6 protein-coding genes are annotated in these 13,932 nt (G+C 48.4%); all 6 read left to right on the forward strand.

All coding sequences use genetic code 11. The features are described 5' to 3' along the window. The first annotated feature begins 14 nt into the window (after positions 1-14). The 6 genes from AC5RDV_RS09655 to AC5RDV_RS09680 are packed head-to-tail and all read left to right on the forward strand — an operon-like array spanning position 15 to position 13,924. The gene (locus AC5RDV_RS09655) at positions 15-2,501 is read left to right on the forward strand and encodes a hypothetical protein (RefSeq protein ID WP_282748446.1); all 2,487 of its coding nucleotides are present in this window, start codon (positions 15-17) and stop codon (positions 2,499-2,501) included. A 22-nt stretch (positions 2,502-2,523) separates the two neighbouring features. Further along, positions 2,524-5,814 carry a SusC/RagA family TonB-linked outer membrane protein gene (locus AC5RDV_RS09660; RefSeq protein ID WP_282748445.1) on the forward strand — a complete coding sequence of 1,097 codons (3,291 nt, stop codon included), beginning with the start codon at positions 2,524-2,526 and terminating at the stop codon, positions 5,812-5,814. A gap of 13 nt (positions 5,815-5,827) precedes the next feature. Beyond that, positions 5,828-7,444, forward strand: coding sequence for a RagB/SusD family nutrient uptake outer membrane protein (locus tag AC5RDV_RS09665; RefSeq protein WP_282748444.1), 1,617 nt, complete (start codon positions 5,828-5,830; stop codon positions 7,442-7,444). 18 nt (positions 7,445-7,462) lie between these two features. Beyond that, positions 7,463-9,094 carry a fasciclin domain-containing protein gene (locus AC5RDV_RS09670; protein ID WP_282748443.1) on the forward strand — a complete coding sequence of 544 codons (1,632 nt, stop codon included), beginning with the start codon at positions 7,463-7,465 and terminating at the stop codon, positions 9,092-9,094. Positions 9,095-9,098: 4 nt separating this feature from the next. Further along, on the forward strand, positions 9,099-12,194 hold the full coding sequence (locus AC5RDV_RS09675; protein ID WP_282748442.1) for a SusC/RagA family TonB-linked outer membrane protein: 3,096 nt from the start codon (positions 9,099-9,101) through the stop codon (positions 12,192-12,194). Between the two features lie 5 nt (positions 12,195-12,199). Then, on the forward strand, positions 12,200-13,924 hold the full coding sequence (locus AC5RDV_RS09680) for a RagB/SusD family nutrient uptake outer membrane protein (RefSeq protein WP_282748441.1): 1,725 nt from the start codon (positions 12,200-12,202) through the stop codon (positions 13,922-13,924). The last annotated feature ends 8 nt before the right edge of the window (positions 13,925-13,932 follow it).

Raw genomic sequence — 13,932 nt, forward strand, 5'->3', positions numbered from 1 at the left:
AATATTACCGTATCATGAAATACTATAAATTACTGACGATGTTGGCTCTGGGGGCTGCATGGGCGTTCCCGGTCGCCTGTACGGACAAGTTCGAGGAGATGGAAGACCATATTCCGTCGTGGCTGAACAGCAACATCTATGATTACCTGCAAAAGCGCGGGGACTGTAACTATTATATCCGTCTGATAGATGATTGCGGGTATACGGATGCCATGAAGGTATCGGGAAGCAATACGCTGTTTTTCTCCAATGATGCCTCTTTCGAGCGTTTTTTCCAGGAAAACGAAATGGGGTATCGCCGTTACGAGGACTTGCCTTATTCTTTCAAAATGATGTTGCTGAAAATTGGGACTATCCCTTATTCACAGCTGTTGGAGCGTTTGTCGTTGAGCGACCGTGGGCAAATCACGTTCCGCCGTACGACGGATTTCGAGGTGGAAGATACCATTCCGGTGGTGGCCGCCGACAAGTTGCCGGACAGTAAATTCTTTGCACCCTATCGCCGGGCAGGGAAACCCATCAAATTGTTGTCCGATGCGACGAAATGGACATTGGTGCAGTTCTTCCCCGATGTGATGGAAGGTAAGCGCATTACGGACGATGATTTCAGTTTTGTGACCGGCATTCCCCGTGAGGCTGAGGATGCGTCATTGTTTGCCAACAAGATTATCCAGAAGGACATCGTATGCCAGAACGGCTACCTGCATGAGTTGGAGGATGTATTGGTTCCGCCCGAGAACATGGCAGCCTATATCCGTTCCAACGGAAATGTGAGTCGTTTCAACAGTTTGATGGACCGTTTCGCTTGTCCGGTGTTCTATAAACGTGACGAGAATGGCGATTCTATTTTCCAAACCCGTTATTTCAATCAAAGTCCGGCGTATGCTTTTACGGAGTTCAACGGTACGAATGCACCGGGTTTGCTTTATTTCGATCCCGGATGGAATTTGTACCAACCCAAGGGGGGAAACTCCAACCAACCCGGTTATGAAACGGATATGGGTTGCATGTTCGTGCCAACGAACGAGGCCATGGACCGCTTTTTGTCGGCCGACGGAGAGGGCAGCGATTTCTTCGAGGCTTTCGGTTCGTGGGACAACGTGCCGGATAACATTGCCGCTGACATCGTGGCCAATCATCAGAAATATTCTTTCCTTTCTTCGTTGCCCAGTCGTTTTAACGACATCAAGGATGAGGCCGGTTATGAGATGGAAGTAAGCAAGGAGAATATCGTGGATAAATTCGTAGGGCGCAACGGAGTGGTATATGTGACGGACAAAGTCTTTACGCCGTTAGACTACCGGACGGTGATGGGGCCGGCTAAAATCGATTCATTGAATTCCATATTCAACCAAGCCATGGTGGATGCACAATTCGTTTACTATTTGCGTTCTTTGAAAAGTACGTACCAGTTTTTTATCACGCCGAATGAATACATGACGGATTACGTGGATCCGGTGGCCAAATCATATGCTTCGACCAATTACCAGTGTAAGTTGGATTTTAACTTGACAGCGCAGAATACAGTGGCTGCCACGGCCACCCGGACTTCGGACGGGGAAGTGATTATGGACAATGGTTTTCCTTTGGGCACGAATGGAGTGGTCAGCAATAGCGGCATCCTGAAAAACCGTTTGGAGGACATCCTGAACTGCCAAACCCTGGTGACGGCCAGCAATGAGGATTTTGCTGCGGCGCGGGCTGCAGGGCAGGAATACTTCATTACCAAGGGCTATGCCCCGATTCGTATCACGGCAGATAATAAAATCAGCGGGGCTGGTAATGAAACTCCTTTGTCCATTACGAAAGTATATAATAAGGAGAACGGCAATGCTTATTTGATTGATGGCATTCTGCAGAATACCACCACTTCTATCTATGACGTGCTTTCCACACGGGATGAATTCAAGGAGTTTTATGACATGTGTGCCTTGTTGGGCATCTTTGTCAACAACCCGACTACTTCTACCGTGGCTCCCGGACGCAAGGTGAAGTTCCTGAACCAATATCATTATACCGTGTATGTGCCGACGAACGAGGCGATACGTGGGGCACAGGAAAAGGGTTGGATTCCCACAGTGGCGCAGATTGAGAACGAGGGGGACCTGGCGGTACGTGATTCGTTGGAGAACGTGATGGAGCGTTTCGTGCGTTATCATTTTCAAGATAATTCCGTGTTTGTCAAAGGAGAACAAGTGGAGGACGAGGCTTATCTGACTTCTACGATCAACGAGAATACGAACAAGTTTTATCCGATTTATGTGACGAACCGGGGCGGAAGCGTGACCCTCTCTTCGGAAGCGGACCATGCGCTCGGGAAGGTGACGGCCCATGTGCTGACGAATGGAAACTTCTATAACTTGATGACGCGTGACCTTACTTTGAACAATAGCGACAAGGAGAAAGCCACGACGATTGAGGCTTATACGTATGCCGTAATTCAGCAAATAGACCAGGTGCTGATGTTCGACCGTCCATCCGGCGATTCAAAACAGAATTAAAATGACCTTAAACAGCAATGCAATGAAGAGAGTATTGATATTATTGGCTTTTTTAGGCACAATGCTGCATGCCGGGGCGCAGGTGATGGTGAGCGGGCGTGTGGTGGATGCGAATGACGGCCTTGAACTGATGGGCTGTACTGTGGCGGAAAAGGATGCCACGAACCGTGTGGTCGGGGGAATGACTACGGATATGAACGGTAACTTCGCATTCAAGGTGAAGAATGTGAACAATAAGTTGGTGTTCACCTATATGGGGTATAAGACGCAGGAGTTTTCCATCGGCTCTCAGCGCAAGTTCAACGTCAAGATGGTAGACAATACGATGAAAGTGAGCGAAGTGGTGGTCAAGGCTCATAAAAAAGGTCCGGACGGGGCGTTCAATATACCCCAACGGGAGGTGAGCATGGCCATGACGACGTTCAAGATGGATGCCATGGAAGGCGTATCGGTGGCTTCGGCGGACGATGCCTTGCAGGGACGTGTGGCCGGTCTGGACATTGTCATGGGAGGAAGTCCCGGTTCGGGCAGCCAAATGCGTATCCGTGGAACAACTTCCATAACCGGTAATTCGCAGCCTTTGGTGGTAGTCAATGGTGTTCCTTACAGTGGTGAAATAGATGAGAGCTTCGACTTCGGCACGGCCAATGAAGAAGAATATGCGGACTTGTTGAGCGTGAACACGGAGGATATCGAAGAAATCACGGTACTTAAGGATGCGGCTTCTACGGCCATGTGGGGATCCAAAGGAGCCAACGGTGTGCTGCTTATCAAGACCAAGCGGGGTACACGCGGCAAGACACGGGTTTCTTATACCTATAAATTATCCGGTGCCACACAGCCCAAGGGAATGAAGCTCCTGTCGGGCGGTGACTATACCATGATGATGAAGCAGGCATATTTCAACCGTACGCTGAGTGGGCGCGACGAGACTTATGAACAGTATGACTATGACGAGTTGCGTTATGAACCCGATAACCAGAATTACAATAATAATACAGACTGGGTGGACGAGGTGACGCGTCACGGTTGGACGAATGACCACTACCTGACCGTATCGGGAGGAGGCGAAAGGGCTGCTTTCCGTATTTCGGGAGGATATTATGACGAGAAAGGTACGGTCATGGGTGAACGTTACAAACGTTTCTCTACCCGTTCGCAGTTGGATTATTATGTGTCCGACCGTATGTTGTTTACCTCAGAGTTCCAGTTTACCTATTCGGATAACGACCGTAATTATGATAAATTGTTAGATATAGCTTACAAGAAGATGCCGAACATGGCCGTTTACGAGGAAGATGCAGACGGTAACAGTACCGGGCGTTACCTTAACATGGACATCAATACGGACTTCAACAAGGAACAGCGTGACTTGAAGAATCCTGTGGCTTTGGGCAAGTTGGCCAAAAATGACCTGAAGGGTTATCGTCTGATGCCGAAGATGTCCTTGCAGTACGACTTTTTCGATCCGGCAAAGCATTATTTGCGTTATTTGGGATGGGTGGCCATCGATTTGAACAACGAAAGGGAGGAAAGGTTCTTGCCTGCCGAGTGCGTGTACAACGCTGCGGATAATTACGGTTCGGCCAATGTGGCGGAAACCAAGACTTCCGGTAAGCTAACCGTGGCAACGGAGCATGGTATTACTTATCAGAGCCATTTCCTGAATGACGACCATAACTTGCAGGCACAGGCTCTGATGCAATTGACTACTACGACCAGCCATTCCCAATATGTGAAAAAACAAGGATTGCCGAGTTCGGATATTACGGATGCCACGGCTACAGGTTATATTTCAGGAACGGAGAACGGTAACAGTAATGATAAGACCTTGGGGTGGATGGGACGCGTGCACTACAGCTTCAAGGGACGTTACATCTTTGATGCCAATTTACGTGTGGACGGATCCACGCAATTCGGCCCCTCCAACCGTTACGGCTTCTTCCCCGGCGTGGGTGGAAAATGGATTATTTCGGATGAACCTTGGTTGAACAAGTACACTGGAAAGGTTCTGACATTGTTGGCTTTCCGTCCGAGTTGGGGTATTGCCGGACGACAACCCGGGAAAAACTACCTGCAATACAGCTTGTTGACAACGAATTCCACGGGATATATGGATTTGAGCGCGGTGTATCCTACCCGTATCCGGCTCGACGGCTTGAAATGGGAAAAGGTGACCTCGTTGAACTTGGGATTCGATATGGAACTTTGGAACGGGAAGGTATCTGTCGTGTATGATTGGTACAAGAAGCGTACGGACGACTTGTTGTTTAAGGATATCGATATACCGTCTTCTTCCGGTTTTGCTACTTTGACCTACAAGAACGTAGGACGGATGGACAATGACGGTTGGGAACTTACAGTCAATTTCAACAAGGTGGTGGAAAAAGGCAAGTTCTCGTTGGATATCAATACGAACTTTGCTTCTAACAAGAACATGATCCGCAGCCTTGATCCGAGTGTATTGAACAACTTCAACAATCATTCGGCCTTTGGGAACGGTGCTTATTATACCCGTTTGCAGGAGGGAAATTCTTTCGGTTCTATCTACGGCTTCCGCTACAAAGGTGTGTATTCTTACAGTTATGATCGTTATGACCAGGCTGTTGCCGAGGGAAAGACCTGTCCGGTGGCCCGGGATGAGAACGGTGTGCCGATGACGAACTTCGACGGAACGGTGAAACCGATGTACTATTACCACAGCACGACCAAGTACCAGTTCCAAGGTGGGGATGCCATTTATGAGGACATTAACCACGACGGTAGTATCGACCAGTATGATGTGGTTTATTTAGGAAACTGTAACCCCAAAATGCAGGGTGGTTTCGGGTTCACTTTGCGTTATGACCGTTTCTCCGTGAATCTGTTCTGCAATTACCGTTGGGGCAACAAGATTGTGAATATGGCCCGTATGAACGCCGAGAACATGTATAATGCCTACAATCAGTGTACGACGGTGAATTGGCGTTGGCGTAAGGAAGGTGATGTGACCGACATGCCTCGTGCCGTATATAACCAAGGGTACAATTGGTTGGCTTCCGACCGTTATGTGGAAGACGGATCGTTTCTTCGTGTGAAATATATCACTTTCCGTTACCGTTTTCCCTCTAATTGGGTAAAGCGTATCGGAATGACGAACCTGAGTGCTTATCTCACAGTGAACAACCTTTGGTGTTTTACCAAATATTCCGGTGTAGATCCAGAGATTTCTATTTGTACGGATACTGCCAAAGACTATTATGGCATTGCTGTGGACAACTCCATGACTCCACGTGCCAAGGAATGGACTTTCGGACTTTCAGCCACATTTTAATTAAAAAACGGAAATGATGAAAACAATGAAATACTATCTGAAAAATATCTTGTTGGCAGCCTCATGCCTGTGGGCTTTTACTGCATGCAACGATTTCCTGACACTTTATCCGGAAGATGACATCGTGGACGATGAATATTGGGAGACGGGAGAGGACGTGCAGAGCGTGGTGGCCTCTTGCTACCGTTTTATGTTGGAAGACAATGTGATTAGCCGGATAATCTATTGGGGGGAGGCGCGTTCGGACAATATGGATTATTCGACATCGGCTTCTACGGACGAACAGTATCTGAAAGATGCCAATCTGCTGTCCTCTAACGCATTGGTGACTTGGGGCGATTTTTATAAAGTCATCAATATCTGTAACAAGGTCATTAAGTCGGCTCCTGCCGTACGTGATCGTGATGCCAACTTTACCGAAGAACGTTTGCACAATTATCTGGCAGAAGCATATACCTTGCGTGCGCTCTGTTATTTCTATTTGATACGTAGTTTCGGTGATGTGCCTTACGTGACGGAACCCAGTGAAAGTGAACAGCAGGATTACCAAGTGGCACAGAGTTCGGCTGACGGTGTTATCGTACCGGCCATGATAGAGGATTTGAAACTGGCGGAAAGTTATGCTCCAGAGGAGTGGCCCACGGAGCAGTACACTCGTGGACGCATTACAAAAAATGGTGTGCGTGCGCTTCTGGCCGATGTATATTTGTGGAAAGCTTCCGATGTAGGCAATGCCAATGCACGTGCCGACTATCAAGCTTGTGTGGATGCTTGTGACCGCGTGTTGCGCAACGAAGCTTTATATGAGACGGAGATGATGATGGTGGAGGGAAACCGTATATATAATTCGGTCTTTTATACAGGAAATTCCACCGAGAGCATTTTCGAATTGAATTTCGACAGCGAAGGGAAGATGAATGGTGCTACGGCCAATCTGTATGGTAACAGCAGCAAGGGTAAGAGTGCGCATTTCGAACCGACAGCGCAAATGTTCAATGCTTATCAGGACGTGCAATATGATTACCGTGCCCGTGACTTTGTGGCAGCTACTGTGGATGTCGGGTCGGACGGTGCTGTTGTTCCTCCTACGAGTTTCAAAGTGTTCAAGTATGAAGGGCAGTCGCCGGCATCGGCTTTGGTGCCCCATTCTTCGGGAGAATATGTTTACCGAAGTTCTACCAGTACGGCTAATTGGATATTCTACCGTCTTTCCGACATTTATTTGATGAAAGCGGAAGCTTTGGCCGAAATGGCTGTGACGGATGATGAACGGAAGACGGTTATCTCGTTGTGTAACGTCACTTACAAGCGTGCCACGATGGAAATGGATTCATTGGAGTATGCAGATTATCCTACGATGGATGACGTGCGTGCGATGGTTCTGCAAGAACGTCGTCGCGAGCTTTGCTTCGAGGGTAAGAGATGGTACGACCTGTTGCGCAAGGTGCGCCGGGAAGGGTCAACTTCAAATTCGTATGCTTTGTTAGAGGAGGCGTATGCCCGTGAGATTTCTACTTACAAGGCTCGCCTGTCCAATCCGTTGGCTTGGTATCTTCCCATATCGTTGACGGAGATGAACGCCAATACCCAATTACACCAGAATTCATATTATGCAACAAAAGAACAGTAATTCCAAATGAAGGACATCATGAAGAAGATTATGATAAAAATATCGTTTGCCGCCGGGGCATTGGCCGTTATGGCCGGTTGCCAGGATAACCTGTGGGACGAGCATTACGGTTTGAACGGGACCGTGGAGACCCGTAACCTGATGCAAGTGTTGGAGAGCATGCCGGAGTACTCTGAGTTTTGCAGTGTGGTGAAACGTGCGGGACTGGATTCCGTATTGGCCACGGACCAGACCTTTACGGTATGGGCTCCGGACAATAAGGCTATGGCCGGTTATACGGTGAATGCGGAAACGAAGTCTCAATTCTTGGAGAACCATATTTCCCGTTACCTTTATGGCGGGGTAGACTTGGCCGATACTTCTTCCGTGAGGGTGAAAATGCTGAACGGGAAATCGCAGGACTATGCCCGTGAAAACGGAAACTATACTTTTGCCGGAGTTCCGGTAAAGGCAGAAGAAATTCCGGCCGGAAACGGACTGGTCCACGGTTTGTCGCGGATAGCCCCGTTCTATTATAATCTGTATGAGAATATCTGCCAGGAAGGAAATGGGACGGATTCGCTTGCGGCATTCCTGACTTCTTTTGACGAATACACGTTCAATGAGGAAAAGAGTACGGCTATCGGCAAGAACGCTTCGGGACAAATCGTGTACGATTCGATTTTCGATTTCAATAATGATTGGTTGCGGCGGTATGGCCACTTGCATTCGGAAGACAGTGTGTACACGATGATTGTTCCCTCTGATGAGGGATGGAAAAAAAGCCGGGGGCGTATGGCAGAGTATTTCCGTACTTTTGGCGAGACGTTGAAAGACACCGTGAAATCCTTGATTATTCCAGACAGGGAGTATGCCGTAAGTACGGCCTTGTCGGACTCTTTGTCGGAAGCTTGGATGAAGCAAGCCATTTGTATGGATTTGGTATTCCGCAAGGATGTTGATTTTTCCTCTGTTCCCGGTGATTCTTTGGCTTCCACTTCGGGCAATGTATTCCATCATCCTTCTTACCTGTTAGCCGGGGCCGTTGAAGAACCGGTCAGCAACGGCCGGATTTGGAAAACCGACGACTTGCTCCATAAGCCGGAGGAGTCTTGGTTGAAGACCATCGTGGTCGAGGCCGAGAATACTTCGGGACGCGAGTCCAATTATGCGGTTATCAGTTCGCGCAGCTCGTCCGCTACGCTGTTTCGGGATTCTGTATCAGAACAACGTTTTATTGAGGTGACGGCTACCAGTGAGAATCCTCGCCAACAGCCTATTGTACAGTTTACCGTGCCTAATACATTGGCAGCCCGGTACAACGTGTATTGTGTGTTTGCTCCGGCTTGTGCCTATATGGAGGGCGTGGAAGCTGACAGTACGAAAGTGAATTTTTATTTGAATTATGTGCATGAGGATGGTAGGATGTATGAGGATGAGGTAATCGTGGGTGAGACTCCGACGAATGGCAGTACCATGACGAAGATGTTCGTCACCCAAATCAAGTTGCCTTATGCCAACTATTCGGAATCCCCCTTTTCCGGTCCTGAAACGCAGGATAATGATTGCGTGAAACTGCGTGTGCAGGCGAATGTGGCCCGGAATGAGACGACGAAATATACCCGTACCATGCGGATAGATTGCCTTATTTTTGAACCTGTAATAGAGTAATGCGATGACGAACATATTAAAATATGCCATGATGACCATGGCTTTGGGATTTACTTCAGCACAGGCCGGGGAACTTTCCGGACGCGGAAAAGAGGTGCAGAAGATTTATGTGAGTGGTAAGGTGACGGACGCACAGACGGGCCGTCCCGTGCAAGGCGTAAAGGTGGCTGCCGGAGCGTGGTCTTCTTTGACAGACGAAAATGGTAGGTATAAAGTGCGTGTACCGTCTTATATGGTACAATTGACGCTTTCTTCGGAAGGATACTTGCAGCGTATCGTGCCTTTGCAGGGCGATTCGGTGAAGGAGGTTTCTGTGTACAGTGATGCGTTCCTGACGTTGAAGGGGGAGGATGACTTTACCAATACGCAAGCCGTTTCATTAGATGATGTGTTGGGGGAACGATGGGGAAACGATGTGCGTACGGCCACCCGGAGTGCTGTGGGCGGTGAAGGTTCCAACATGTTCATACGGGGATACAATTCATTAAATGTGAACGCACAGCCTTTGATCGTTGTGGATGGTACGATATGGGATACTTCTACGTTGGTGGAGACCGTTCATGACGGCTTTTATGAGAATCCGTTGGCTTTTATTGACGTGAACGACATAGAGTCCGTACAGGTTATCAAGGACGCGACTTCTTTATACGGCAGTAAAGGAGCTAATGGGGTTATCCTTGTGTCGACTAAGCGTGGGCGCAGCATTACGACCCGTATCGCAGCCGACCTGTCTTTCGGTTTCCAACAGGCTCCTAAAGCCATGAGGGTGATGGGGAGCGATGCCTATCGTACCTATTTGAGTGAGATGCTGAAAGGCAGCGGGCAGTCTGGCAAGTGGGCTACGTTGTTCGATGGATATTTAGGAATGAATCCGGCAGCAGCGGACTATTCCACTTACCACCAGCATAATGATTGGACGGATAATGTGACCCGTAACGGCAATATGCAGCATTACGGCATTAATGTGCAGGGCGGGGACGATATTGCCAAGTATTCCATTTCGTTGAGCTATGACGGGCAGAAAGGCGTAGTGGAAGAAACGGACTTTTCCCGTTTGAACGCCCGTATCAATTCCGATGTGTTCCTGACCAAGACTTTGACTTTGGCTACGGATGTGTATTTTACGAATCTGAATTATACGCTTCAGGATGACGGGGTGAACAAGACCACCTCGCCGCGTTATCTGGCGTTGATTAAGGCTCCTTTCTTGGTGGGATACAGCTACACTGACGATGGGACTCAGTTGACGAACACGCTGAATGACGTGGATGATTTGGGTGTGTCCAATCCGTTGGCTTTGTTGGCCAATGCCGAGAATACGAACAAACAATACCGTTTTGGGGTGAGTTTGGCACCGAAATGGGACATAACGGACAACTGGTCGGTTGAGGGGCGTTTTAGTTATAGCTTCAATAACTCTAAAAGCCATTATTTTTCCCCGATGGTAGGCGTGTCCCCGCAAGTCGTTGGCAATCAAGTGTGGGAGAATACGGTGAAGGACCAGACGGTAACACAGAACAACTTGTTCGGTGAGGCCAAAGTGTCTTATCATAAGTTGGTTCACAATGACCATTTTGTGGATGCCTTTGTGGGATACCGCATTATGAATTCCTCTTTCAAGAGTGTATATGAGGACGGTCATAATACGGGAAACGACAAGGTGTCGAACATGAATAATTCTTTGTCTTACCGTACGGTGGACGGCTTGAACACCGATTGGAGTTCCGTGGCTTTGTATGCACAAGGGAAATATACCTATCAGGAACGTTATACTTTGTGGGCGGCAGTTTCCATGGATGCTTCTTCCCGTTTCGGGAAGGATGCTCCCGGAAGTTTCCGGATGTGCGGAGGTACGTGGGGGACGTTCCCGAGTGTAGGTGGCTCATGGTTAGTCACTAATGAACGTTTTATGCGTCCGTTGGCTTTTGTCGACCGTTTGAACCTAAGAGCCAGTTTCGGTATCACAGGGAACGACAACATCGACGGTATGTATGGTTATTCTTATCTTTCCGGAGTGAATTATCTGGGTTCAGCTGTGGGGCTGAAGTTGGCGAACCTTGCCAATTCAGCCTTGAAATGGGAGACGACACGCAAATGGAACGTGGGTGTGGATTTGGCTTTCCTGAACGACCGGTTGGGCATCAGCGTGGATTATTACCAACATCGGACGAAAGACTTGCTCACATGGAAGCAAGCAGATACGGAAACCGGTTTGGAAGATTTCCTGCAAAACGGAGGCGAACTTTCCAACAAAGGAATCGAAATAGCCTTTTCTGCCAAAGTGTTGGATACCAAACCGTTCAAATGGAATACGGAAATAGGCATCGCTCGCTATAGGAATGAAATCACGGCCTTGCCGGACGGGGATTACACTACGGAGATATTGGGGGGAGAAGTCTTGACTTCTGTAGGCCGTCCTGCCGGAGTGTTCTATGGTTATGAGGCTCACGGGGTGTATGTTACGGAAGCCGAGGCGCGTGTTGCAGGATTGAGGATACAGAATGAAGATGCCTCCTATAGCACTTTTCATGCCGGTGATGTACGTTTTGCCGATTTGCACGCAGACGGGGTATTGGATGATAAGGACAAAACGGTCATAGGTGATCCGAATCCTGATTTCACTGGTTCGTGGGGAAACCGTTTCACGATGGGGCGTTTTGCTTTGGACCTACTCTGTACGTTCAAATGTGGCGGTGATATATACAATTATCAACGGCAGACTTTGGAGAGCATGTCCGGTACGTTCAACCAGACTCAGGCGGTCATGAACCGTTGGCGCTACGAAGGACAGGTGACGGATATGCCGAAAGCGGTGTATGGCGACCCGATGGGGAACAGTCGTTTCAGTTCGCGTTGGATAGAAGACGGCAGCTTTTTCAAGTTGAAGGATGTACGTCTGTCTTATCGTTGGCCTATCAACAACATTTATATCCAAGGCGTAACGTTTTGGGCGGGTGCTTCCAACCTTTTGACCTTGACCAAGTATCTGGGGCCGGATCCGGACGTGTCCATGCAGTCCGGTGTGTTGTACCAAGGTATCGACAATGGATTGTTGAGCCACGGTCGTTCTTATCAAATCGGTGTGAAACTTAATTTGTAAAAACCATGAAGAAGATTTTGAGATATACCTTATTATATATAGGTTTTGGATGCGCCGGATGGTTGTGCGCTTCTTGCAGCGACTTTTTTGAAACGGATTCTGATGCCGTGTTGAAAACCGATGGGCAGCGTTACGAGGACGAAACAGCAGCCCGGGCCGGGTTGTTCGGCCTGTTGCAAGGGTTGCAGGCTGTCGGGGACAATTATGTGATTATGGGCGAACTCCGGGGGGACCTGATGGATGTGACGGAAAACTCCTCTCAGGAATTGCATGACATCTGTGAATTCAATGTGGATGAGGAAAACTCTTACCTGAAAGAACGCGAATATTATGCGTTGATTAACAATTGCAATTATTATATCCACCGCTTGGATACCACTATTACCCGTAGGGAGGCGGATAAGAATTATCCTGTCAAGGTGTTGCGTCCTTATATGGCACAGGCCAAGACGCTCCGAGCTTGGTGTTACTTGCAGTTGTGTTTGGATTATGGACGGGTGAAGTATGCTGACGAAGCCTTTTTGGATGTGAGTCGTCCGGTGGAGATGCGTACATTGGATTTGGATGGTTTGTTGCCTGTGTTGATTCAGGATTTGGAAAACGTGTTGCCTTGGATGGTATCGGATGACACGCCGACAAGCAACGGTTGGGTGATGGGAAATGCAGATCCTGGTTTTGCCGGTTCCGTGCGATACGAGAATTATACGGCCAACCAACTGATGTTGCCAGTACGTTTCGTGTTGGGCGAACTTTATATGTGGAACCGTGATTTCTTGAAAGCGGCGCAAACATATTATGACCTGATATATTGGAACCGTTTGACGACATCTTCTTATGCAAATTCCTACAATGAGTCCACGTTGTTGCCTGCCGGAATGAATTGGCCGACACAGTTCTCAGGGTTCGCGTATTCCGACATTTTGACAGCTATTCCTTTTACTGACGAATATGCAGGGAATTCTTCCGGATTATCCAAAATGTTCAATTCTTCGTATGTTCTGGCTCCTTCCCAAACGTTGATTGATTTGTTCAATGGACAGGCTTATACCATCAACACCAAACCCGTGAGCGGAGACTTGCGTGGAGAATACGGTACATACGTCCGGGAGATGGAAACCGTGAACGGGAGTGAGACGGAACGTCCGTATGTGGACAAGTATAATTATATGGAAGCCAATGACAACGCTTACGTTGTCTTGTGCCGCACGGCTTTGGTTTACCTGCGTTATGCCGAGGCCGTCAATCGCTTGGGAAAGCCCAAACTGGCATTCTATGGTGTGCTGAAATATGGCCTGAACAAGGATACTTATGAAATATACAATGACCTGTTGAAAGACGAATTGACCGGTGAGCCTTGGATAGATTTCGGGCTTACGTATTCGGGAAATGTGGGCTTCTTCTCCGGGAACTACGGTTTGCACGGGCGTGGTTGTGGGCAACAGAACCTGCAGCTTGACCCGACGTATGTCATCGAAGAATGTGCTACGGCCGAAGATACCCTGCGATTCGTGGAGGACGAACTTCTTGCGGAATATGCCTTGGAGACGGCATTGGAGGGTAACCGTTTCCATGACCTGATGCGCATTGCCCGTTATCGGAACGATCCTTCTTATTTGGCAGACAAAGTGGCGGATAAGTTTGCGGGGAGCGGACGCGAGGCCATACGCGCCAAACTGAAAAATCCGCAGAACTGGTATTTGCCTACGACGGTGAAGTTTGACGGAAAATAAAAAAGGAG

It is taken from the genome of Paraprevotella sp. (assembly GCF_986071375.1).